We start from the raw sequence: 22,568 nt of genomic DNA, 5'->3' as shown, positions 1-22,568 counted from the left end.
AGGTGAGCCGGTCAGCTCTTCACGTATGGCACACCGTCGGCGGCCGGCGCCCGGACCCGGCCGACGAGACCGGCCACGGCCACGATGGTGGCGATGTACGGAAGCATGTTGAGGAACTGGTTGGGCACCGGGCTGCCGGCCACGCTCAGGAAGTAGGCCAGTTTCTGCGCGAAGCCGAAGAACAGGGCCGCGCCGAGGGCACCGAACGGCGTCCACCGGCCGAAGATCAGGGCGGCCAGCGCGATGAAGCCGGCGCCCGCGGTCATGTTCTTGTTGAAGGCACCGGTGGACACCAGCGTGAAGTACGCCCCGCCGGCCCCGGCGATCAGACCGCCGACCATCACGTTGAGGTAGCGCAGGCCGCGCACCCGGACACCGACCGTGTCGGCCGCCGTGGGGTGCTCGCCGACCGCCCGGGTGCGCAGGCCCCACCGGGTGCCCTTGAGCGCGAAGTGGATGACGAACACCAGGATCAGGGCGATCCAGACCAGCACGTTGGTGTGGAACAGCACCGGCCCCAGGACCGGGATGTCGGCCAGGCCCGGGATCTCCCAGCGCGGCAGCTGCGGCGGCTGGTTGTACTTCAGCGCGTTGGGCTGCATCAGCCGCTCGTAGAGGAAGCCGGTGATGCCGAGCGCGAACAGGTTGAGCACGGTGCCGACCACGACCTGGTCGACCAGGAACTTGATGGCCAGCACGGCCAGCATCGCGGCGATGATCAGGCCGCCGATCATGGCGCTGATCAGACCGGCCCAGACGCTGGTGGCGAGCGTGCCGACCAGGGCCGCGCCGAACGCGCCCATCAGGAACTGGCCCTCGATCGCCACGTTGACCACGCCGGAGCGCTCGCCGAGCACGCCGGCCAGCGCGCCCAGGACGAGCGGCAGGGCGTATTCGACGCTGCCGCTGAGCGTGTCGACAAGCGGCATGAACTTGCCGGCCACCTGCCAGCACAGGAACGACAGCACGAACGCGGCGATGCCCAGGCAGAGCAGCAGGGTCTGCCAGCGCTTGGCCCGGCCGGTCAGCATGACCACGCCGAGCACCACCGCGATCAGCCCGAACAGGATCGTGCCGAGCTGCCCGTTGATCGACAGGGCGGCGCCGGTCGCGTCGGTGCTGAGCGTGAAGCGGGCGGTCTTGGACTCGGCCAGCGGGCCGAAGATGAACGCGGCCACCAGGCCGATGATGGTGACACCGGCGCCGAGCCGGCGCTCCCGGTTCCAGAACCGGTCGGGTGCGTCGACCCCCGTCAGGTCTTCGACTGTTGCCGTCGACACCTGGCTCACCAGCCCTTCGACATCGAGGCGCCGAGCCGTGCGGAACGGGCGGCGCGGAGCTGGAAGATCGCCTTCACCATGGCGGGTGCGGCGATGAAGATGACGATCAGCGCCTGCAGCACGGTGACCAGTTCGAGCGAGATGCCGATGTCGACCTGCATCAGGTTGCCGCCGGCCCGCAACGCGCCGTAGAGGATCGCCGCGAACAGCGTGCCCCACGGTTTGTTCCGGCCCAGCAGCGCGACAAGCAGGCCGTCGAAGCCGATGTTGCCGGCCACCTGGGCGGTCAGCTTGTCGGCGGTGCCGAGCACCTGGGTGGCGCCGCCGAGGCCGGCCAGGCCACCGGCGACCACCATCAGGAGGGTGTACGTCCGGGCGACGCTCATGCCGGCCGTCTTGGCGGCCGGCGGGTTCACGCCCACCGCGCGCAGCTCGAAGCCGAACGAGGACCGGTTGATCAGCCAGGCCACCGCGGCCGTGGCGACCACCGCGAGCACGATGCCCAGGTGCACCCGCAGCGGGGCGGGCAGCGCCGGCAGCTCGGCCGTGGTCGCGATGGTCTTGCTGATCGCGTCGCTGCGCTCCGGGTCCTGCACACCGCTCTGCAGGATAAGCCAGCCCAGGAACAGGGTGGCCGTGTAGTTGAGCATGATGCTGGTGATGACCTCGTGGGCACCGGTGCGGGCCTTGAGGAAGCCGGGGATGAAGCCCCAGAGCGCGCCGCCGATCAGGCCGAACAGCAGGGCCACGATCAGGTGCAGGCCCGGCGGCAGGTGGAACGCGAAGCCGGCCACGCCACCGAACACGCAGCCCATCACCGCCTGGCCCTGGCCACCGATGTTGAACAGGCCGCCGCGGAAGGCGATCGCCACCGCCAGGCCGGTGAAGACCAGCGGGGTGGCGTAGGTGAGGGTCTCGGACACCGGGCCGAACGCGGCCTGCCAGGTGCCGGTGCCGTCGAACCAGGCCGAGAACGAGGCCGGGTCGAAGAAGGCGCCCTTGAACAGGTCGGCATAGGCACCGCTGATCAGGTCCCAGCTCGCCTGCAGCGCGTCGCTGGGCCGGGAGGTGAAGTAGGCGAACTTCGCCAGCACCTCGGAGTCGGAGACCACCATCAGCACGGCCCCGACGACCAGCGCCAGGAAGATCGACAGGACCGTGACCGTGACGGTGTTGGCCGACCAGAGGTTCTTCAGGAAGAGAGTGAGGAAGCCGTCTTCTTTCGGGGACGACTCCTTGGCGGGGGGCGGCGCCTCTACTTCGGTGGTCACTCTGCTTCCTCTTCCCCGGCCGGTTCCGCACCGGTGATGCCGGCCATCAGCAGACCGATCTCCTCGCGGGGCATGTCGGGCGAGACGGTGGCGAGAATCCGGCCGCGGTACATCACCGCGATCCGGTCGGCCAGGCCGACCACCTCGTCCAACTCGCTGGACACCACGAGTACGGCGGTGCCGTTGTCGCGTTCGTGAATGATCTGGCTGTGGATGAACTCGATCGAGCCGACGTCCACGCCGCGGGTGGGCTGGCTGGCGATCATCAGGCGCAGCGGCCGGGACATCTCCCGGGCCACCACGACCTTCTGCTGGTTGCCGCCGGAGAGGGTGCCGACCGTCGCCGACGCGGACGAGGTGCGGATGTCGAACTGGGTGACCCGCTCGGCGGCCGACTCGTTGATCGCCTTGGGGTTGAGCTTGAACGCGTTGCCGAACGGCGGCCGGTCGTACATGTCGAGGACCAGGTTCTCGGCGACCGAGAACTCCTTGACCACCCCGTCGAGGCTGCGGTCCTCGGGGATGTAACCGACCCCGGACCGGAGGATCTTCTTGGTGCTCATGCCGGCCAGGCTCTCGTTGTCGAGCTCCACGACGCCGGTCCGGATCGCCCGCAGCCCGACGATCGCCTCGACCAGCTCGGTCTGCCCGTTGCCCTGCACGCCCGCGATACCGAGCACCTCACCGGCCCGGACGGTCAGGTCGACCCCGTCGACCGCGCGCACGCCCCGGTCGTCGTCGACCACCAGGCCACTGATCTTGAGGACCTCGCGGCCCGGCTCGGCCGGGGTCTTGCTGACCTCGAGGCTCACCTCGCGGCCGACCATCAGCGCGGCCAGCTCGTCCTCGGAGGTGTCCGGTGCGGCGGTGGCGACGGTGCGGCCGCGGCGGATCACGGTGATCCGGTCGGCGACCGCCTTGACCTCGCGCAGCTTGTGGGTGATGAAGACGATGGACTTGCCGGTCTCGGCGAGGCTGCGCATGACCGCGAGCAGCTCGTCGGTCTCCTGCGGGGTGAGCACCGCGGTCGGCTCGTCCAGGATGAGCAGGTCGACGTCGCGGGTCAGCGCCTTGACGATCTCGACCCGCTGCTGCGCGCCGACCGGCAGGTCTTCCACCAGGGCGTCCGGGTCGACCGGCAGGCCGTATTTCGTGGAGGTCGCCAGCACGTCGCGGCGGTTGCGGCGGCGGTCGAGGATGCCGAGCGGACCGCCGCGGATCTCCTCGGCGCCGAGCGCGATGTTTTCCGCCACGGTGAAGACGGGCACCAGCATGAAGTGCTGGTGGACCATGCCGATGCCGGCCGCGATCGCGTCTCGGGGGCTTTTGAAGACCTTGGCCTCGCCGTTCACCAGGATCTCGCCCTCGTCGGGCGGCAGCAGGCCGTACAACTGGTTCATCAGCGTCGACTTGCCGGCGCCGTTCTCGCCCAGCAGGGCATGCACCTCGCCGGGCTCGACGGTGATGTCGATGTGGTCGTTGGCCACCAGGTCGCCGAAGCGCTTGGTGATGCCGCGCAATTCGAGTCTCAGCGGAATCTCCTGACCTCGGCCTGACCTCATGGGAACCGCCGCGCGGCTGCGAGAAGAATTCGCAACCGGCGGCGGCCAGATGTTACCTACCTGATTACTTCGGGGCGTTGGCCGACTCGACCTTGACGGTGCCCGCGATGATGTCGGCCTTCAGCTTCTCGACCTCGGACTTGAGGCCCGCGTCGACCTTGCTGTCGAACTCGTTGTACGGAGCCAGCTCGACGCCGTTGTTCTCCAGCGTGCCCAGGTAACCCGGGGACGGGGCGAGCGGCGTACCGGTGGCGCCGGCGACGACCGCCTTCTCCACCGCGTCCTCGATGTTCTTGACGACCGTGGTCAGGAAGACGCCGCAGTACTGCGCCGCGCTCTTGCAGCCGTCCTGGTCGACCCAGATGACCGAGACCTTGCCGCTGGAGGCCTGGGCGACCTCGGCCGCACCGAGGCCGGTGCCGCCGGCGACCGGGAGGATGACGTCGGCGCCCTGCGAGACGAACGTGTTGGCGAGCGCCTTGCCCTTGGCCGCGCTGGCGAAGTCGTCGGTGAAGCTGCCGGCCTGCTTGGTCTTGTCCCAGCCCAGCACGGTGACGTTCTTGCTCTTCACCTTGTTGTAGTAGGCGACGCCGTCGGCGAAACCGTCCATGAAGATGGTGACCGGCGGGATCTTCAGGCCGCCGAACGTGGCGACCTTGCCCGACTTCGAGTAACCCGCGGCCAGGTAGCCGGCGAGGAACGAGGCCTGGTGGGTGGCGAACTGCATCGGGTAGACGTTGGAGCCGGTGCTGCTGCTGTCCACGATGGCGAACTGCGAGCTCTTCTCCGCGTCCGACACCTTCTGGGTGGCGGTGCCCATGAGGCCGCCGACCGAGAGGATGAAGTTGCACTTCTGGGTCACGAAGCCGCGCAGGTTGGGCTCGTAGTCGGCCTCGGCGCTGGACGCCACGTACTTCGGGTCGACGTTGCTGGCCTGCGTCTTCGCAGCCTGCAGACCGGCCCACGCGGAAGCGTTGAACGACTTGTCGTCGATGCCGCCGGTGTCGGTGACCATGCAAGCCTTGTATGCGGCAGCGGCGCTCGTGGAGCTCGCGCTGGGAGTGTCTTCCGGGGCGTCACCACAGGCGGCGGCGGTGAGGGCAAGCCCACCGGCCGCGAGAATCGCAAGGATCCGCTTCCCACGTACTGGGCGCAAGACGCCCTCCTTCCAATGCACACCGACACCCGTCGGTGAGTCTTCAAGTTGGGGAGCGTAGCCGCAGGCCAGAACAGCAGCGGTGGTTTGCGCCGGACTGTTGGCGCACCGTTATCTCGCCGCAACCGGCGATCATCTTGAACGCCGGTTTAGGTGGATCTAAGCGCGAATTGACCGAACATTGCGTAACGTGCCGTTAATCTTTCGGCCCGACGGCGGCCTCGGCCGCGGATTTTTCGGCCGGCCGGCGACGCCACGCGAGCACCCCGAGCACGCCCACGGTGCTGCCGACGGCGAGCGACGCGGCGATCAGCACGGCGTGCACCACGAGGAACGAGGTGGGGCTCCCGTCGGCGAACGACCGGTCGTCCTGGTAGATGGCGACACCGAAGCGGGGCCAGATCACCCAGGTCCAGACGCCGACCGCGATCAGGAACAGTGCCCAGCGCCGCGTGATCACCATATCGTCACCCTTTAAAAGCGAGCGTTCGTTTTATAGTGGGAGCATGCCACGCGTCTCCGAGGAGCATCTCACCGCCCGCCGCGAGCAGATCCTGGCCGCGGCCCGCACCTGTTTCCTGAGCAAGGGTCTGCACAACACCTCGATGCAGGACCTGATCCAGGAGGCCGGCCTGTCGGTGGGCGCGGTCTACCGCTACTTCAAGTCGAAGAACGAGATCATCAACGCTATCGCCGGGACCGTGGCGGGCGGCATCCAGCGGCACATCGAGGCCATCGCCGAGGAGCGGTTGCCGATGATCGAGTCGCTCGAGCGGATCCTCGACGTCGTCGACGAACAGATCGGCCCGGGCGGCAGCCTGCCGATCGCCCTGCAGATCTGGGCCGAGGCCACGCTCGACCCGGCGATCGGCGAGATCGTCCGGGAGCGCTACACCGGGATGCGGCGGGGCTTCCAGACCGTGGTCGAGCACCTCGTCGAGGACGGCGAACTGCCCGCCGACACCGACATCGAGGGGGTCACGTCGGCGTTCTACTCGCTCATGCCCGGCTTCGCGCTGCAGCGGCTGCTGACCGGCTCGCCGGATCGGGCGACCTACATGGCCGGGGTCCGGGCGTTACTGGACCGTCGCTAGGCGGGCGGCGATCCGGGCCCACCCCTCGCGCACCTCGGCCTCGCTGGGTGCCCGCCCCGGGCGTACCCGTCGGGTCTGGTAATCCTCTTGGTCTTCGTCGGCCTCGGCCGACGGTGCCTCGGCCGCGGCCCGGGCCAATTCGATCTCGTCCCGGATCGCCTCGGCGTCGGCCCGGGGCAGCAACGGCTCGACCACTGCCATCAGGTCCTCGTCGGCCACCACGGCCTGGGCGAGGGAGAGGGCGTGCGCCCGTTCGTAGGGACCGCAGACGATGGGTTCCCAGTCCTCCTCGTCGCCCAGCGATCCGATCGTGATGACCCAGGGAAGGTCGGCCACCGGCGAATCAGCCGGCAGGTCAAGCGTCACGAGAGTGCCCACGGGCACATCATTCCGGGCGGCTGTGCCGAATCCAGGTATTTTGCCCCACCGGGGCATTTTTATCGTCAGCTGAAAGGTCGACCACGCGACCGTGCGGACTGGTCGCCGCCCAGGCCGCTCCGAACAGCAGCAACTGGTTGAAGACGTACAGGTAGACCAGCACGCCGACGGCCGAACCGACCAGTCCGTAGGCCGGGTTCCGGGTCACCAGGCCGACGAATGATTTGCCCACCGTGTTGAGCAGCGTGATGCCGAGGCCGACCTGGATCACCGGCGGCGCGATCCGGCGCACCGTCATCCGCAACCGGGGCACCGCGGCCAGCAGGGCCGCGGCCAGGATCATGTTGACCGCGATGGTGAGCAGCCAGCTCACCGTCGACTGCACGAACCCGTCGGCCAGCCAGTCCAGCACCTTCTCCAGGCCGTAGACGGCCACCTGGGAGAGGGCCAGCAGGAGGATCAGGCCGATCAGGACGAGCAGGTCGAGCGCCTGCCGCACGCCGATGTAACCGGGCTGCTCGGGGATCTGCCAGATCAACCGCTGGGAGGAGCGGATCGACTCGACCCAACCGATGCCGGTGAAGGTCAGGCCCAGGATGCCGACGATGCCGACCGTCCGGCCGCTGGCCAGGATCGCCTGGATGTCGAGGAACGGCAGGTTCTGCGCGAGGAACTCGGTGACGATGTTGAGCAGCTCGACGTTGCTGGTCAGCAGGATGCCGAAGATCGAGTACCCGATCAGGAGCAGGGCGAAGATCGCGAAGAACCCGTAGTACGCGATGGCGGCCGCGAGCCGGCCGCCCTGCACGTCCCAGAACCGCAGCAGCGCCCGGCTGAGGTGATCGAAATACCGAGACCGGTGGCGCCAACGCAGGATCTGCGCCTCGGCGGCGTCGTACGCCCGGTCGATCGGGTTCACGGGCGCACGGTAACCGAAATCACGCGGTCGGAAACTCAGACACCCAGAGGGAAATCGCGGCGTCTCCGCCAGGGACCCTCGCCACCGTGCGTGAACAGGGTGAACGAGGCCACGTGGAACTTCGCCGAGAAGTCGCCGAGGTCCTCGAAAACCGCGTCCAGCTGCTCGGGCGGCACGTCCTGGGCGACCGTGACATGCGGGTGGTAGGGGAACCGGGATCCCCGCTCCACGTCGTCCGACGAGGTGATCGCCTCGGCCAGCAGTTCGCACTCGCTGATCCCGACCGCGAGCGCCACGAAGACCACCTCGGTTATCGGCCGGAACGTGCCGGTGCCGCGCAGGTGGATGGTGAACGGCTGCTGCGCGGCCGCCACCTTCTCCAGGTGTCGTTCCACGGCCCCGAGCGCGTCGGTGGCGATCTCGGTGGGACCGAGCAGCGTGACGTGCGCCGGCGTGTAGGCCGCCTGCGGGTCACCGGCCTCGGCCCGGCGGACGGTCAACTGCTCACCCCACGGCTCGGGGATGTCGATCGCGACCCCGATCCGCGTCGTCGATGCGGCGGCCACCGCCGCTCAGAGCTCGCGGGCCGGGCTGAGGAAACCAATGTTCTGGTACGCCGTCGACAGCGTCACCGAGGCGACCGAGCGGGCTTTCTCGGCCCCGATGGCGAGCACCTTGTCGAGATAGCCGGGGTCCTCCAGATAGGCCCGGGTGCGTTCCTGCACCGGTTTCACGAACTCGACGACGACCTCGGCCAGGTCTTTCTTCAGGTCGCCGTAGCCCTTGCCGTCGTAGTGCTCGAGCAGTTCGTCTATGGTCCGCATGGTCAGCGCCGCGTAGATGGTCAGCAGGTTGCTGACGCCGGGCTTGTTCTCCTCGTCGTAGAGGATCTCCCGGCCGGTGTCGGTGACCGCCGACTTGATCTTCTTGGCCGACCGGGCCGGCTCTTCCAGCAGCTCGATGATGCCGTTCGGCGACGAGGCCGACTTGCTCATCTTGGCCGTCGGGTCCTGCAGGTCGGTGATCTTCGCGGTATCGCGCAGGATGTACGGCGCGGGCATCGTGAAGGTCGGGCCGAACCGGGTGTTGAACCGCTGGGCCAGGTCGCGGGTCAGCTCGAGGTGCTGCCGCTGGTCTTCCCCCACCGGCACCTGGTCGGCCTGGTAGAGCAGGATGTCGGCGGCCTGCAGGATCGGGTAGGTGAACAGCCCGACCGTGGTGGTGTCGGCGGCCTTGGCCGACTTGTCCTTGAACTGGACCATGCGGCCGGCCTCGCCGAAGCCGGTGATGCAGCTCAGCACCCAGCCGAGCTGGGCGTGCTCGGGCACGTGCGACTGCACGAAGAGCGTGCAGCGCTCCGGGTCGAGGCCGAGTGCGAGCAGCTGGGCCGCCGAGATCCGGGTGCGATTGCGCAGCGCGATCGGGTCATGTCCCATAGTGATCGCGTGCAGGTCGACAACGCAGTAGTACGCGTCGTGGGTCTCCTGCATCGCCACCCAGTTGCGAACCGCGCCCAGGTAGTTGCCGAGATGGAACGAGTCGGCGGTCGGCTGGATACCCGAAAGGACCCGTGGGCGGTAGGCGGCGTCTGACATAGCGGCCATTCTGTCAGGAGTTACCGAGGAGTGGCGAACACGGTCCGGCGCCGCGCCCGAAGATCGGACGCGGCGCCGGTCAGTGCCTTGCCGGGATCAGTAGGCGGTGTTGCAGGTGGCGCCGGGGGCGTTCTGCGGGATGAACGCCATCGCGTCGTACCCGACGTCCTCGGACGACCCGGCACCCTCGTTGCTCAGCAGGACCTGAGCTCCCCGGCCCATCAGATAGCTGCCCAGGTTGACCCAGTGGTCCTTGCCCTTGTCGTCACCGGTCCGGTCCTGCGGAACGCTGCAGGTGACATAGCCGGTCAGGTCGGAGCGGGACCCGCCCTGGATCAGGTAGGCGGCGTGCTGCGCGGTCGCACCGTGGCTCGGCTGGTGCGCCACCACCGAGTACAACTGCGCCTGCCCGGCACCCAGCGGCAGTTCCGGAGTCCACGCGCCGACCACCTTGTGCTTGGTCAGCGCGTCACCGGAGGCACCGTGGGTGAACCAGATGTGTCCGTTGTAGCCGGCCCCGAGCTGGTGCAGGTCGTACTGGGCGTAGGGGGCGCCGTCCTGCCCGGCCGGCCGGCCGCCGCGCAGCACGAACTTGCCGCCCAGGGTGCCGGACGGGATCGAGCACCCCAGGTTGTAGAGCGAGGTGTCGTTCAGCGTGTAGACCATGTTGATCGACTTGCTGGAGTCCCGGTTCGCCACCTTGCTCGGGTCGAAGGTCTCGCAGTCCCGCTCGTAGACCCGCTGCACGCCCGGCTCCGGATCGTCCCGGAAGTACTTCACGTTCTCCGTGGCGCACATCTGGTCGTCGCAGTTCGCGAAGTCCGCGTGGCCGTGCCACCAGCACGAGCTGTTCACCGCCGGGCAGCCGTTGGCCGCCTGCGAGCAGCCGAAGTCGGCCGAGCAGAACGTCCACTGGCTGGGCAGGGTGAGCTTGCTCCAGTCGCCGTCGTCGGACTCCCGGTGGAAGGTGCCGGCCTTGGCCCCGAAGGCGGGGTAGAGGTACGCGTTCTTGGCCGGGGTGCCCTTGCGCTGCGGCGTCTCGACCCACCCCATGATCCGCTCGGGGTAACTCCACTTGCTCGGCGTCTCGGCGTCTGCCGTGGTCTGCCGCATGAAGCCGTCCCGGCCCGGCTTGTAGTCCGGGTTCGCCGGGTTGTTCAGCCAGCCCAGACCGTAGTAGCCGTTCGCGTCCGGGTCGGTGTTGCGATCGGCGTACCGGTGCAGACCCGAGTTGTACGCCCACAGCGCGAGGAACCAGTTCTCGATGTACTGCGGGTCGTTGTTGTTGACCGACGAGGTGAGCCCGTTCGGCTCGTCGTGCAGCTGGTTCCACTTGTCGATCAGGATGTTGACGCTGGCCGCGATGTTGGCCGCGTAGTCCACCGAGATCGCGATCTGCTCGTCGATCGAGTAGACCGTGTCGCCGTCGGCCATGCCGGTGGTGACCTGGCCGATGCCGTACCCGCAGTCGGACTTCTCGTAGTCGATGACGTTCGGGTCGTAACTGCCGTAGTACGCCGAGATCAGCGGGTTTCCGGTGTCGCCGGGCACCGCGTGCCAGGACGCCTGGGAGAGGTTGGTCTCCTGGGCCAGGACGGCCAGCTCGACCTGGGCCGGGACACTTGCGTAACCGTCCTTGATCACCTCGAGCGGGAACATCCCCTGCGGCGAGTAGGACGGGGTGCGCGACTTCAGATAGTTGTCCGGCCGGGTGATGTCCAGCGTGCCACGAACCGCCCGGTCGACGGCCCACTCCACCTGATCGGGGCTGGGCTGCAGCGGCTGGATCGTCGGGTCGTTACGCGGGACCGCGCACTTCGGCTGGTCCGGGTCCTGGCCCTCGGCGAAGGTGGTGACCGTCTGCACCGGCGACATCAGGTCCAGGTCGACGTCGAGCGTCGGCGCCGCGCGGTCGGTGTCGACCGTGGCGGTGGACTCGGCCCGCCCGGCCACCGTGCTCTGCTTGATGGTCACCTGGCCGGCCTCGTCCGGGCTGGCGGCGACCAGCGGTTCCGCGGCGGCCTGCGACGTCTGCCGGCTGACCGTCGCGTGGACCACCAGGTGCCCGGCGCCGGAGATCGCGTCGACCCGTTCGGCCGAGGCGATCGAGGGCAGGTCGGCCGGGATGGCGCCGCGCCGGTTCACCGTGCCGACCAAGGCGTTGCGACCGCCCTGCAGGCCGAACAGGTCGAGCTGGTTGCGCGGGCCGGAACCGGTGGTGGTGAACCGGCCGTTCGCGAACCGCTCGGCCACCGACTCGGCACCGGTCACCGAGACGACGTCGATCGCGCCACTCCTGGCCGCCCGTACGGCGTACGGAATGCCCTGTGGTTTGGCCAGTGCGGTGAGCTTGCCGTCGGCGCCCACCTTGACCAACCGGCCGCCGGCGATGCCGTAGTCGCCGTCCGGCGCCGGCGCCGGAGTGCTGAGCTGGCCCTCGATGTGCCGGGTCTGCACCACCTTGCCGGCCGCCGCGTCGACGGTGAGCAGGTCGGTGCGCCGGCCGGCCTGGGTGTCGTTCCCGGTGGCGCGGGTCAGCAGGACCTTGTCGCCGGGGCCGCAGGCCGGGTTGAAGTAGGTGAACTGGAGGCCGGCCGCGACCGTCTTCGCCCTGCCGGTGGTGGTGTCGACGACCGCCGCGAGAGCGCCGGCCATCATCAGCGCCGGGTCGTTGGCGGCCTTCTTGGGCGCGAAGATCGCCACCGCGTACCGGCCGGAGCCGGTCACACAGACCGAACCGCCCCACGGGCCGACGTCGATCGCGCTCGACTTCAGCGTGGCCAGCGTCCGCCAGCCGAACGCGTCCTTCTCCCGGGCGATGTAGAGGTGGTAACCGTCGGCGTCGCCGGCCCCGGTGACGACGACGTCCGATGAGGACTTCCAGTCCTTACCGAGCGCGGTGTCCGGCGCGGCGACGCCTCCGGGGTGCGGCACCTCGGCCTGGGCCGGCGCCGCGAATCCGATGGTCGCCAGCGTGGCGACGGTGGTCAGAGCGAGCATCTTCATGGTCATCGCCACCTGGTGCAGCCGCCGATGGCGGTCTGGCTGTCGCCGCCATCGCCGCCCATGCCCTGCTGGGTCCAGCAGAACTTGACCGACTGCATGGAGTTGTACAACTTGGTGGTCCAGACGCCGGGCCCGTTGAAGCCGTCGTAGGTGTCGAGCGCGCGGGAGTAACCGATGCCCCCGTACGCGGAGATGCCCATCAGGGCGAGGTCGACGCCGCCGGCGTCCTTCTGGTTGTACTCACCCCAGAAGGCGTGGCAGGTCGGGCTGTACCAGAGGTCGACCGTCTGCAGGGTGGTGGTGCCGTCGACGACCTTGAAGCCGTCGATGCCGTACGCCCCGGACGTGCAGTTCGTGCCGGCCACCGCGGTGTTGTTGCAGGACTGCTCGTAACAGCTGGGCGCGGCCAGGGCCGGTGTCGCCAGACCGACCAGGCCGGAAATGGCCAGGCCGAGGGCAGCGGCGTACGCCGCTATTCGTCTTTTCACTTGTGGGCCTTCCCCCGTGAATACATAGTGCGCGACCTATCAAACACATTGATTGATCACAATGCAATACTCGATGGCCGGCTCGGCAAAACGGGGAGGAAATCATGCGTTCGACAGGGAAAGTGCTGGTCAGCATCGTTGCGGTGGCGTGCGTGACACTTGCTGGCTGCGATAGTCCGACTGATTCGACGAGCGTCACCATTGCGACATCGGCCACACCGTCCGCCCCGCCATCTTCCGCGCCGCCCTCCGCGCCGCCCTCCGCGCCGTCCGAGGATCCGCCGGTCACCGTCGCCGCCGCCCGCGACAAATCGACGATCCCGACGGTGCACGCCGTGACCCTGACCAAGGCCTGGACCACGCACTGGAAGGTCAAGCTCGAGGTGGTGCAGAACGACGCGGTCCGGGTGCAGCGGACCACAGTCGACTACCCGGCCGCACACGGCAAACTGACCGTCTCGGTGCAGCAGGAGGGCACCGGCACCGACCCGTCACCGAGTCTGGTCGGCTGCGTCGTGCGCGACGACTCGCTGGGCGACAAGTTCATGATGCTCACCAGTGCCCTGGTCGATCAGATGGTGAGCGACTGCTGGGCCGCGATCACGGCACCGCACGAGCGGACGCAGATCACCAAGTGGGTGCTCGCCAACGACAAGCCCGACAAGAACGGCGTCAACCGCACCCAGGCGTTCGCCCGTTTCGCCGTCCGGCTGCAGATCGCTCCCAAGGTGGTGAGCCTCTACCTGCGGGCGAACTAACCCCCATCGGCTGTTCGACTATGTTGACTTGTGATCGGTCATGGCGGAAACTCATGACCGGCCTAGACTTGTCGAAAAGTGCCGACTGAGGGGTTACACGTCGTGAAATTGCTCGTCACCGGGGGTGCCGGCTACGTCGGCAGCGTCACCAGCCGACTGCTGCTCGACGCGGGACACGAGGTCACCGTCCTCGACAGCCTCGTCACCGGCTTCCGCGAAGCCGTCGCACCCGACGCCACCTTCGTGGAGAAGGACATCCGCGACGCGGCCGACGTGCTCACCCCCGACTCCGGCTTCGACGCGGTGCTGCACTTCGCCGGCCTGATCGCGGCCGGTGAGTCGATGACCAAGCCGGAACTGTACTGGCACGACAACGTGGTGAAATCCCTGGCCCTGCTGGACGCGGTGCGGGCCGCCCGGGTGCCGCGGTTCATCTTCTCGTCCACCGCCGCGGTCTACGGCAACCCGGTCGAGCTGCCGATCACCGAGTCGGCCGCGAAGGCGCCCACCAACACCTACGGCGCCACCAAGCTGACCTTCGACCACGCGCTGACCTCGGAGACGTACGCACACAAGCTGGCCGCGGTCTCGCTGCGCTACTTCAACGTGGCCGGCGCCTACATCCGCGACGGCTACGAGATCGGCGAGCGGCACGACCCCGAGACCCACCTGATCCCGATCGCCCTGCAGGTGGCCGCGGGCAAGCGGGCCAAGCTCCAGCTGTTCGGCGACGACTACCCGACCGCCGACGGCACCTGCGTGCGCGACTACATCCACGTCGAAGACCTGGCCCGGGCCCACCTGCTCGCGCTGGACGCGGCCACCCCGGGCGAGCACCGCATCTACAACCTGGGCAACGGCAACGGCTTCTCCAACCGCGAGGTCGTCGAGGTGGCCCGCGAGGTCACCGGCGCGGAGCTGCCGGCCGAGATGGCGCCCCGCCGCGAGGGCGACCCGGCCACCCTGGTCGCCTCCTCGGCCAAGGCCCGCGCCGAGCTGGGCTGGGTGCCGGAGAAGAACACCCTGCAGGCGATGATCGCCGACGCGTGGACGTTCTACCGCTCGCACGTCGCATGAGCGCCGCCGACGTCTTCCGGCAGCAGTTCGGCACCGACCCGGAAGGCCTCTGGGCCGCGCCCGGCCGGGTCAACCTGATCGGCGAGCACACCGACTACAACGAGGGCTACGTTCTGCCCTTCGCCCTGCCGCAGCGCACCGTCGCCGCGGTCGGCCCGGCGCCGGCCGGCGAGTGGACGGTCTGCTCCACCTTCGCCGACGAGCCGGTCTCGTTCGGGGTCACCGAGCCGGGCGCGGTGACCGGCTGGGCCGGTTACGTGGCCGGCATCGTCTGGTCGCTGCAGGACGCCGGCTTCGACGTGCCCGGCGCCCGCATCGCCATCGACTCCGACGTGCCACTCGGCTCCGGCCTGTCCTCGTCGGCGGCGCTCGAGTCGTCGGTGCTCACCGCGCTGATCGACCTGGGCGGGCTGGACGTGCCGCTGGAGCGGCGCCCGGCGCTGGCCCAGCGGGCCGAGAACGTCTACGTCGGCGCGCCCACCGGCATCCTCGACCAGTCCGCGTCGATCCGGTGCCAGGAGGGTCGCGCGCTGTTCCTCGACTGCCGGACGTACGAGATCGACCAGATCCCGTTCGACCTGGCCGCCGAGGGCCTGGCCATCCTGGTGATCAACAGCAACGCCCCGCACCAGCACGTCGACGGGGAGTACGGCGCCCGGCGCAAGTCCTGCGAGGAGGCGGCGCAGATCCTCGGCGTCCCCGCGCTGCGTGACGTGACGCTTGACGACCTGGAAGACGCGCTCGGCAAGCTCGACGACGAGGTGATGCGCCGCCGGGTGCGGCACATCGTCACCGAGGACCAGCGGGTGCTCGACACCGTCGAGTTGCTGCGGGCCGGGCGCACCCGGGACATCGGGCCGCTGCTGACCGCGTCGCACGCCTCGATGCGGGACGACTTCGAGATCACCGTCCCGCAGGTCGACATCGCGGTCGAGGCGGCGCTGGCGGCCGGCGCGTACGGCGCCCGGATGACCGGCGGCGGCTTCGGCGGCTGCGTGCTCGCACTGATCGACGCCGACCGGGCCGACCAGACGGTCGCGACCGTCGACGCGGCCTACGCGAAGGCCGCGTTCACCGCGCCCACCAGCTGGATCGCGACCGCCGGACCGGGCGCCACCCGGATCTAGCGCAGTCGGCCCAGGGTGCTCTCCCGGGCCAGCAGGCGGTGCTCCACACAGATCGCGCGGGGCGGCACGGCGGCGGACACTCCGCCGCCGAGCCGCTCGGCCAGCAGGTCGACGGCGAACTGGGCGATCCGGCCGGTGTTCGGGGCGATCGTGCTCAGCGACGGAGTGCTGTAACGCCCCTCCTCGATCCCGTCGAAACCGATCACCGCAACATCCCCGGGCACGTCGAGGCCCCGGTCCGCGCAGGTGCGGATGGCGCCGAGCGCCAGCGGGTCGGTGAAGCAGAAGATCGCGTCCGGTGGCTGCTCGACCTGGTCCAGCAGCCGCGCCATCGCGGCGGCGCCGTCGGCGCGGTGCATTCCGGACACCGGCACCACCAGCCGCGGATCCACCGCCAGGCCGGAGCCGGCCATCGCGGCGCGAAATCCGGCGAGCCGCTGGGTCCGAGTGACCGCGGTCGGCCGGTCCGGCGCGCCGATCGCCGCGATCCGCCAGCGGCCGAGGCGCAGCAGATGCCGGGTGGCGTCGGCGGCGGCCGCGGCACCGTCGACCGCCACGTGATCGGCCGGGCCGTCCCACATCCGCTCACCGAGCAGCACGGTCGGCAATCCGCCGGTCAGGACCTCGGTGGCGTCGAGCCCGGCCGGGCTGAGGATGAGCCCGTCGATGGAGTGCCGGCGCAGGCCCGAGACCAGATCGCGTTCCCGCTCGGCCCGGCCGTCGGTCTGTTCGATCAGGACGGTCCAGCCGCGCGGCTCGGCGGCCCGCACGATCAACCCGGCCAACTCGGCGAAGTACGGCGAACGCAGCTCGGGAACCGCCAGCGCGATCACCCCGGTGCCGCCACCCCGCAGCCGGCGCGCCGTGGGGTTGGGCACGTAACCCAGCGCGTCGATCGCGGCCTGAACCTTGGCCCGGGTCTCCGGGGCGACGTGCACGTAGCCATTGACGACGTTGGACACCGTTTTGATCGACACGCCGGCCCGAGAGGCGACGTCCTTCAATCGAGCCGGCACGGCTTTGCACGTTACAACGTTGCAGTACTTAAGGCCGATCACCCGGGGGAGCTAAGCGACCGCCAGTGAATCTCGGCTCGCGATTACCGTGGCATCATGCCTGTGAGCGCAGCATGTCGACCCGTCGAGGAATGGTCGGTGTCCGTGGAGGGTGACCTCGACGCGGCGGTGGCCCTGATGTCGGTGCGTGGTTCCTGGGAGCGGCCGCTGCGGCAGGTCACCTCGACAGCGCTGACCCACTGTCTGTCCGCGCATCCCGAGGCCCTGATCGTCGACCTGTCCGACCTGGACGATCGGCCCTGCAGCAGCGCGACGACCTGGCTGGCCGCCCAGCAGTCGGCGGCGGCCCTGCAGCCGCTGGTGCAGCTGGCGCTGTGCATCCCACCCGACCTGCCGCTGGCCGACCGGATGCAGCACCTCGGGACACGCGGCCACCTACCGGTGTACGCACGGCTGCGCCAGGCCCGGGTGGCGATCGCCGGGCGGCTCCCGCTCGACGAGCGGAAGACGTTGACGCTCGAGCCCGAACCGGAGTCGCCGAGCCTTGCTCGTAACCTGATCGGCGAAGCCTGCCTGGCCTGGGAGTTGCCGGAGTTGCTGCACCCGGCCCGGCTGGTGATCTCGGAGCTGGTGACCAACGCGGTCGAGCACGCCCGGACCGCGATCACCGTGTCGGTGAGCCGCCGGGCCGCCGGAATTCACCTGACCGTGTCGGACGGCGCGGCCACCCTGCCGCGGATGCGGAAACCAGTGCGGCCCCGCCCCGGCCGTCCGTTGGACGAGCGGGGGCGGGGCCTGCGCTTGGTGACGGCCTCGGCCGATGCCTGGGGAGCGTTGCCCACCAGCACCGGAAAGGTGGTCTGGGCGACCCTGCAGCCCTCTACTGGGCCTCGATGATCATGCCGGCGCCGACCGTGCGGTTGGTGCCCTCGTCGATCAGGATGAAGCCGCCGGTGGTGCGGTTGCGGCGGTACTCGTCGGCGAGCAGCGGCACGGTGGTGCGCAGCTTGACCCGGCCGATCTCGTTGAGACCGAGTTCGCCGGCGTTCTCGTCGCGGTGCAGCGTGTTCACGTCGAGGCGGTACTGCAGACCGCGGATGACCGTCCGGGCCGTACGGGTGGTGTGCTTGATGGCGTACTTGGCGCCGACCCGCAGCGGGGCGGTCTCGTCCATCCAGCAGATCATGGCCTCGATGTCCTGGGCCACGGCCGGCGCGTTGTGCGGCCGGCAGATCATGTCACCGCGGGAGATGTCGATCTCGTCGGTGAGCCGCACGGTGACCGACATGGGCGGGAACGCCTCGGTGACCGGGCCGTCCGCGGTGTCGATGCCGGCGATGGTGCTGTGCAGGCCGGACGGCAGAACCATCACCTCGTCGCCGGGCTTGAGCACACCCGAGGCGACCTGGCCGGCGTAACCGCGGTAGTCGGTGACCGTGGTGGACTGTGGACGGATCACGTACTGCACCGGGAAGCGCACGTCGACCAGGTTGCGGTCGGAGGCGATGTGCACGTGCTCCAGGTGGTGCAGCAGCGACGGGCCCTCGTACCACGGGCTGTTCTCCGAGCGGGAGGCGATGTTGTCGCCGTTGAGCGCGGAGACCGGGATGATCGTCAGGTCGGTGATCTCGAGCTTGGCCGCGAACGAGGTGAACTCGTCGGCGATCTTGTCGTAGGTGTCCTTGTCCCAGTCGACCAGGTCCATCTTGTTGATGCAGAGCACGAGGTGCGGAACGCGCAGCAACGAGGTCAGGAAGGCGTGCCGGCGGGACTGCTCGACCAGGCCCTTGCGGGCGTCGACCAGGATCAGCGCCAGGTCGGCGGTGGAGGCACCGGTGACCATGTTCCGGGTGTACTGAATGTGCCCGGGGGTGTCGGCGATGATGAACTTGCGCCGCGGGGTGGCGAAGTAGCGGTAGGCCACGTCGATCGTGATGCCCTGCTCCCGCTCGGCCCGCAGGCCGTCGGTGAGCAGCGCCAGGTTGGTGTACTCGTCGCCGCGGGCGGCGCTGACCGCCTCGACCGCGTCGAGCTGGTCGACAAAGATCGACTTGGTGTCGAAGAGCAGGCGCCCGATCAGGGTCGACTTGCCGTCGTCGACGCTGCCCGCCGTGGCGAACCTGAGCAGGTCCATGCGCTGCGCCGGTGCACTCTCGGCCTCCAGGACTGCCTGGCTCATCAGAAGTAACCCTCTCGCTTGCGGTCTTCCATCGCGGCCTCGGAGACCTTGTCGTCGCCGCGGGTGGCTCCACGCTCGGTGATCCGGGTCGCGGCGACCTCGTCGATCACCTTTTCCACCGTGTCGGCCTCGGACAGCACCGCGGCGGTCTGGGAGGCGTCACCGACCGTGCGGTACCGGACCCGGCGCACCGACGAGGTCTCCCCGTCGCGCAGCCGGATGAACTCGTTGACCGCGTAGAACATGCCGTCGCGCTCGACCACCTCGCGGTCGTGCGCGTAGTAGATCGACGGCAGCGGGATCTTCTCCCGGGCGATGTAGTGCCAGACGTCCAGCTCGGTCCAGTTGGACAGCGGGAACACCCGGATCGACTCCCCCGGGTGGTGCTTGCCGTTGTACAGCGCCCACAGCTCCGGGCGCTGGTTCTTCGGGTCCCACTGGCCGAAGTCGTCCCGGAAGGAGAACATCCGCTCCTTCGCGCGGGCCTTCTCCTCGTCCCGGCGGGCGCCACCGAACAGCGCGTCGAAACGGTATTTCTCCACCGCGGCCAGCAGCACCGGAGTTTGGATGCGGTTGCGGGTGCCGTCCGGCAACTCGCGGACCAGGCCGGTGTCGATCGCTTCCTGCACGCTGGCCACCACGAGGTTGAGGCCGAGCGTCGCGACCCGGGAGTCGCGGTAATCCAGCACCTCGGGGAAGTTGTGCCCGGTGTCGATGTGCATGACCGGGAACGGGACGCGCGCCGGGGTGAACGCCTTCTCGGCCAGCCGCAGCATCACGATCGAGTCCTTGCCCCCGGAGAACAGCAGAACCGGGCGCTCGAACTCGGCCATCACCTCGCGCATCACAAAAATGCTCTCGGCTTCGAGAGCATCCAGATGTGAGACGCGGTACGGCTTCGGCTGACTCATCGGTGTTTCCCGACCTTTCCGGGGGGTTACTTACGGTCGTTGTTACGGAAGGTGACGTTGCAACGCTGCAAGCAGCCGCGGCGCGAGGTCCTTCCGGCAGACCACAAGGTCCGGCAGCTTAGGATCGGCCTCGTTGTATTTCAGCGCAGAACCGTCGATTCGGCTAGCGTGCAGCCCGGTGGCCAAAGCCACAGCGACCGGTGCGGCGGAGTCCCACTCGTACTGCCCGCCGGCGTGCACATAGGCATCTGCCTCGCCGTTTATCACCGCGGCGATCTTCACTCCGGCCGATCCCATGGGCACCAACTCGGCCCCGATTTCTTCGGCCAGAGCGGTCACGAAGGCCGGCGGACGGGTGCGACTCGCAGCGATCCTGATCGATCCGCCCGGTCCACCATCGATCGGCATCGGTGGATATGCCGGCGCGTGGTCGGTGGCGATGGTGCGGTGCTGGGCCGGCATCGCGACCGCGCCGGCGGCCAGATGGCTCGCGTTGGCCGAGTCGGAACTCCAGAGAGCGACGTGCACGGCCCAGTCGGTGCGGCCCTGTTCGGAGAACTCGCGGGTGCCGTCGAGCGGGTCGACGATCCACACCCGGTTCGAGCCGAGGCGCTCCGGGCGGACGCTTGCGGGTTCGCCGTCCTGCCAGGCGATCCGGGAGTGGTCGTCCTCCTCGGAGAGCACCGCGTCGGCCGGCCGCCAGCGGGCCAGCTCGGCCCGCAGCAGGTCGTGCGCGGCCCGGTCACCGGCGGTCTTGAGCGCCTGGCCGTCCGCGTACCCCATCTCGTCGCGGACCTGCAGCAGCACCTGCCCGGCCCGGTCGGCGAGCCAGCGGGCGAAGGCCGAGTCGATGACCGGCGGCGTCCCGCTGGGCTCGCCTTCCCGCTGACTGGTGATGCGCTCCGACGTCTCTGTCATTGCCTCGGGCTCCTCACGGTCAGTACGCCCCCGACGAGCGCACCACGGCGGTCATCGTCCGCAAAAGGATCACCAAGTCCAAGCTGAGCGACCAGTTCTCCACATAGCGCAGGTCCAAGCGGACGGCTTCCTCCCATGGCAGGTCCGATCGTCCGGAAACCTGCCAAAGGCCCGTCATGCCAGGTTTGACGGCCAAGCGGCGCCGCACATCTCCGGCGTAGACGGCCACCTCCGCCGGCAGCGGAGGCCGGGGTCCGACCAGTGACATCTGGCCGAGCAGCACGTTCAGCAACTGCGGCAGCTCGTCCAGCGAGAACCGGCGCAACCAGCGGCCCACCCGGGTGACCCGCGGATCGTCACGGATTTTGAAGAGCACACCGTCGTGCTCGTTGAGGTGCCGCAGCTCGGCCAGCCGGGCCTCGGCGTCCACGTACATACTCCGGAACTTGAAAATGCGGAACGAGCGGCCGTCGCGGCCGACCCGTACCTGACGAAAGAGTACCGGCCCTCTCGATGTCAACCGCACACACAGTGCGACCGCGAGCAGCAGCGGACCGAAGCCGGCCAGCAGCAGCACCGCGCCGATCCGGTCGAACATGTCCTTGACCAGCCGCGATCCGCCGTGCAGCCGGGGGTGCTCGACGTGCAGCATGGGCAGGCCGTCGAACGGCCGGATCGTGGTGCGGGCGCCCGCCACGTCCACCAGCGAGCTCGCCACCACCAGGTCGACCTCGTCGCGCTCGAGCCGCCAGGCCAGCCGGCGCAACGCCGTACCGTCCAGCTCCGGGCAGCTGAGCACCACCACGGTGTCCGCGTCGGCGCGCTCCACCGCGCTCGCCACGTCGTCGAACGTGCCGCACACGGTCAGCCCGGTCATGCCCTCGCCGTCATGCCCGGTCGGCAGGCACGCGCCCACCACCTCCAGGCCGTGATAACGCTCCCGGCGCAGCTGCCGGGCCATCCCGATCACCGCCAGCTCGTGCCCGGCCAGCATCACCCGGCGCAGGCTCTCGCCGCGGGCGCGGGCCAGGTGCAACCGCTTACGCAGGGCGAAACGCAAAACCACCGAGGTGCAGATCGCGGTGGGCAGAGCGGCGAGGACATAGCCTCGCGCAAGATCCAGATCGAGGGCGTACGAGACGAGCGCCGCCCCCGCGATCAAGCCGACCCCGCCCCGGAACACGCGCTGATACTCGTCCGTCCCGACGAACAGGAAACGCCGCTCGTACGCCCGGGAGACCGCGAGCACCGCCAGCAGCAATACCGGCAGAAGAGCCGAAAGAATCATGTAGTTCCGGTTGTACGCCGTGACATCGTCGCCGAAGCGCACCCCGAACGTCACCGCACCCGCCACCGTGCCGGCCACCAGGTCGGCCAGCACCAGCGTCCGCACGTAACGGCGTTCCCAGCGCTGCCGGCGGGACATCGCCGCGTGCCGGCCACGCATCCGCACGAACGGCCGGACCGGCGGGCGAACCGCCGCCGACCGGTTGGGCCGGTCGCTGTCGAGTCGGTCGGTCGCCCGGTTCCGTTCGGCCGAACCCTGCGCGGCCAGCGGCGGAGCGTTGTCCGGCCGCGGCCTCGGGCGCCGGGCAGCTCCCGCGGGCGGCGGGCTCAGCGGCACCACCGGCGCCGGGATCTTCGCGTTGCGAACCGTGGTCTTGCGGTTCACCGACCGGTGCGGCCGCGGACCGTAGTTCGCCGGCGGTGTGCCAACCGCGCCCAGACGGACCTCCGACAGGAGAACGGTCGGCTCGGTCATCACCGACTCCTGCTCCTGCACCCCGTACCTCCCCCCGCCGCGCCGGCCGGCCGCACCGAGCGGTGCGTACG

Annotated in this window: 21 protein-coding genes; 5 read left to right on the top strand and 16 right to left on the bottom strand. The window is 69.3% G+C overall.

Features of this window, described 5'->3' with window-relative positions; all coding sequences use genetic code 11:
- Positions 1-11: 11 nt before the first annotated feature.
- The 5 genes from Ate02nite_RS35490 to Ate02nite_RS35470 all read right to left on the bottom strand — a co-directional run bounded on the left by Ate02nite_RS35490 (position 12) and on the right by Ate02nite_RS35470 (position 5,732).
- Positions 12-1,280, bottom strand: coding sequence for an ABC transporter permease (locus tag Ate02nite_RS35490; protein WP_203812279.1), 1,269 nt, complete (start codon positions 1,278-1,280; stop codon positions 12-14).
- 5 nt (positions 1,281-1,285) lie between these two features.
- Positions 1,286-2,551, bottom strand: coding sequence for an ABC transporter permease (locus Ate02nite_RS35485; RefSeq protein WP_203812278.1), 1,266 nt, complete (start codon positions 2,549-2,551; stop codon positions 1,286-1,288).
- On the bottom strand, positions 2,548-4,113 hold the full coding sequence (locus Ate02nite_RS35480) for an ABC transporter ATP-binding protein (RefSeq protein WP_239147951.1): 1,566 nt from the start codon (positions 4,111-4,113) through the stop codon (positions 2,548-2,550). Before Ate02nite_RS35480 ends, Ate02nite_RS35485 begins: the two co-directional genes overlap by 4 nt.
- A gap of 64 nt (positions 4,114-4,177) precedes the next feature.
- Positions 4,178-5,269 carry a BMP family lipoprotein gene (locus Ate02nite_RS35475; protein WP_203812277.1) on the bottom strand — a complete coding sequence of 364 codons (1,092 nt, stop codon included), beginning with the start codon at positions 5,267-5,269 and terminating at the stop codon, positions 4,178-4,180.
- A 196-nt stretch (positions 5,270-5,465) separates the two neighbouring features.
- On the bottom strand, positions 5,466-5,732 hold the full coding sequence (locus tag Ate02nite_RS35470; protein WP_203812276.1) for an SCO4848 family membrane protein: 267 nt from the start codon (positions 5,730-5,732) through the stop codon (positions 5,466-5,468).
- 43 nt (positions 5,733-5,775) lie between these two features.
- On the opposite strand from Ate02nite_RS35470, the gene Ate02nite_RS35465 reads away from it, so the two are divergent.
- Positions 5,776-6,363: a TetR/AcrR family transcriptional regulator gene (locus tag Ate02nite_RS35465; protein WP_203812275.1), complete on the top strand. Its 588-nt coding sequence runs from the start codon at positions 5,776-5,778 to the stop codon at positions 6,361-6,363.
- Here the strand turns inward: Ate02nite_RS35465 and Ate02nite_RS35460 are convergent.
- The 6 genes from Ate02nite_RS35460 to Ate02nite_RS35435 all read right to left on the bottom strand — a co-directional run bounded on the left by Ate02nite_RS35460 (position 6,346) and on the right by Ate02nite_RS35435 (position 12,749).
- Positions 6,346-6,741, bottom strand: a complete 396-nt coding sequence (locus Ate02nite_RS35460) for a hypothetical protein (RefSeq protein WP_203812274.1) — start codon at positions 6,739-6,741, stop codon at positions 6,346-6,348. The genes Ate02nite_RS35465 and Ate02nite_RS35460 overlap by 18 nt on opposite strands.
- A gap of 7 nt (positions 6,742-6,748) precedes the next feature.
- Positions 6,749-7,660 (bottom strand): YihY/virulence factor BrkB family protein, encoded by a 912-nt coding sequence (locus tag Ate02nite_RS35455; protein WP_203812273.1) that lies wholly within the window; start codon positions 7,658-7,660, stop codon positions 6,749-6,751.
- Between the two features lie 35 nt (positions 7,661-7,695).
- Positions 7,696-8,226, bottom strand: coding sequence for a 2'-5' RNA ligase family protein (locus Ate02nite_RS35450; RefSeq protein WP_203812272.1), 531 nt, complete (start codon positions 8,224-8,226; stop codon positions 7,696-7,698).
- Positions 8,227-8,232: 6 nt separating this feature from the next.
- A complete protein-coding gene (trpS, locus tag Ate02nite_RS35445; RefSeq protein WP_203812271.1) occupies positions 8,233-9,255 on the bottom strand; it encodes a tryptophan--tRNA ligase in 1,023 nt (340 codons plus the stop codon).
- Between the two features lie 96 nt (positions 9,256-9,351).
- On the bottom strand, positions 9,352-12,261 hold the full coding sequence (locus Ate02nite_RS35440; RefSeq protein ID WP_203812270.1) for a hypothetical protein: 2,910 nt from the start codon (positions 12,259-12,261) through the stop codon (positions 9,352-9,354).
- 2 nt (positions 12,262-12,263) lie between these two features.
- Entirely contained in the window at positions 12,264-12,749 is a 486-nt protein-coding gene (locus tag Ate02nite_RS35435; RefSeq protein WP_203812269.1) for a hypothetical protein, read from the bottom strand.
- 335 nt (positions 12,750-13,084) lie between these two features.
- Between Ate02nite_RS35435 and Ate02nite_RS35430 the strand changes: the two genes are divergently transcribed.
- From Ate02nite_RS35430 to galK, 3 genes are all read left to right on the top strand, one after another.
- Positions 13,085-13,507, top strand: a complete 423-nt coding sequence (locus tag Ate02nite_RS35430; protein WP_203812268.1) for a hypothetical protein — start codon at positions 13,085-13,087, stop codon at positions 13,505-13,507.
- 102 nt (positions 13,508-13,609) lie between these two features.
- Positions 13,610-14,584, top strand: a complete 975-nt coding sequence (galE, locus tag Ate02nite_RS35425) for a UDP-glucose 4-epimerase GalE (RefSeq protein WP_203812267.1) — start codon at positions 13,610-13,612, stop codon at positions 14,582-14,584.
- Positions 14,581-15,711, top strand: a complete 1,131-nt coding sequence (galK, locus tag Ate02nite_RS35420; RefSeq protein WP_203812266.1) for a galactokinase — start codon at positions 14,581-14,583, stop codon at positions 15,709-15,711. Before galE ends, galK begins: the two co-directional genes overlap by 4 nt.
- On the opposite strand, the gene Ate02nite_RS35415 is transcribed toward galK, so the two are convergent.
- A complete protein-coding gene (locus tag Ate02nite_RS35415; protein WP_203812265.1) occupies positions 15,708-16,727 on the bottom strand; it encodes a LacI family DNA-binding transcriptional regulator in 1,020 nt (339 codons plus the stop codon). The two genes, galK and Ate02nite_RS35415, sit on opposite strands and share 4 nt — an antisense overlap.
- 138 nt (positions 16,728-16,865) lie before the next feature.
- On the opposite strand from Ate02nite_RS35415, the gene Ate02nite_RS35410 reads away from it, so the two are divergent.
- Positions 16,866-17,624, top strand: coding sequence for an ATP-binding protein (locus Ate02nite_RS35410; protein WP_239147950.1), 759 nt, complete (start codon positions 16,866-16,868; stop codon positions 17,622-17,624).
- Here the strand turns inward: Ate02nite_RS35410 and Ate02nite_RS35405 are convergent.
- The 4 genes from Ate02nite_RS35405 to Ate02nite_RS35390 are packed head-to-tail and all read right to left on the bottom strand — an operon-like array spanning position 17,608 to position 22,497.
- Complete coding sequence (locus Ate02nite_RS35405; protein ID WP_203812263.1) at positions 17,608-18,906, bottom strand: sulfate adenylyltransferase subunit 1; 1,299 nt, start codon at positions 18,904-18,906, stop codon at positions 17,608-17,610. The genes Ate02nite_RS35410 and Ate02nite_RS35405 overlap by 17 nt on opposite strands.
- A complete protein-coding gene (cysD, locus tag Ate02nite_RS35400; protein ID WP_203812262.1) occupies positions 18,906-19,817 on the bottom strand; it encodes a sulfate adenylyltransferase subunit CysD in 912 nt (303 codons plus the stop codon). The genes Ate02nite_RS35405 and cysD overlap by 1 nt, the downstream gene beginning before the upstream one ends.
- 42 nt (positions 19,818-19,859) lie before the next feature.
- A complete protein-coding gene (locus Ate02nite_RS35395) occupies positions 19,860-20,735 on the bottom strand; it encodes a 3'(2'),5'-bisphosphate nucleotidase CysQ (RefSeq protein ID WP_203812261.1) in 876 nt (291 codons plus the stop codon).
- 19 nt (positions 20,736-20,754) lie between these two features.
- A complete protein-coding gene (locus Ate02nite_RS35390) occupies positions 20,755-22,497 on the bottom strand; it encodes a sugar transferase (protein ID WP_203812291.1) in 1,743 nt (580 codons plus the stop codon).
- Positions 22,498-22,568: the final 71 nt, after the last annotated feature.

Origin of the sequence: Paractinoplanes tereljensis (assembly GCF_016862435.1) — a bacterium.
GTDB classification, from domain to species: Bacteria; Actinomycetota; Actinomycetes; order Mycobacteriales; family Micromonosporaceae; genus Actinoplanes; species Actinoplanes tereljensis.
Note: the sequence above shows the minus strand (reverse complement) of the source record. Positions and strands in the feature narration are given on the sequence as shown.

Coding starts and splice junctions, on each gene's coding strand:
- Ate02nite_RS35390 (WP_203812291.1), bottom strand. CDS start 22,497: ATGACCGAGCCGACCGTTCTCCTGTCGGAGGTCCGTCTGGGCGCGGTT.
- Ate02nite_RS35465 (WP_203812275.1), top strand. CDS start 5,776: ATGCCACGCGTCTCCGAGGAGCATCTCACCGCCCGCCGCGAGCAGATC.
- Ate02nite_RS35405 (WP_203812263.1), bottom strand. CDS start 18,906: ATGAGCCAGGCAGTCCTGGAGGCCGAGAGTGCACCGGCGCAGCGCATG.
- trpS (WP_203812271.1), bottom strand. CDS start 9,255: ATGTCAGACGCCGCCTACCGCCCACGGGTCCTTTCGGGTATCCAGCCG.
- galK (WP_203812266.1), top strand. CDS start 14,581: ATGAGCGCCGCCGACGTCTTCCGGCAGCAGTTCGGCACCGACCCGGAA.
- cysD (WP_203812262.1), bottom strand. CDS start 19,817: ATGAGTCAGCCGAAGCCGTACCGCGTCTCACATCTGGATGCTCTCGAA.
- Ate02nite_RS35480 (WP_239147951.1), bottom strand. CDS start 4,113: ATGAGGTCAGGCCGAGGTCAGGAGATTCCGCTGAGACTCGAATTGCGC.
- Ate02nite_RS35395 (WP_203812261.1), bottom strand. CDS start 20,735: ATGACAGAGACGTCGGAGCGCATCACCAGTCAGCGGGAAGGCGAGCCC.
- Ate02nite_RS35440 (WP_203812270.1), bottom strand. CDS start 12,261: ATGAAGATGCTCGCTCTGACCACCGTCGCCACGCTGGCGACCATCGGA.
- Ate02nite_RS35470 (WP_203812276.1), bottom strand. CDS start 5,732: ATGGTGATCACGCGGCGCTGGGCACTGTTCCTGATCGCGGTCGGCGTC.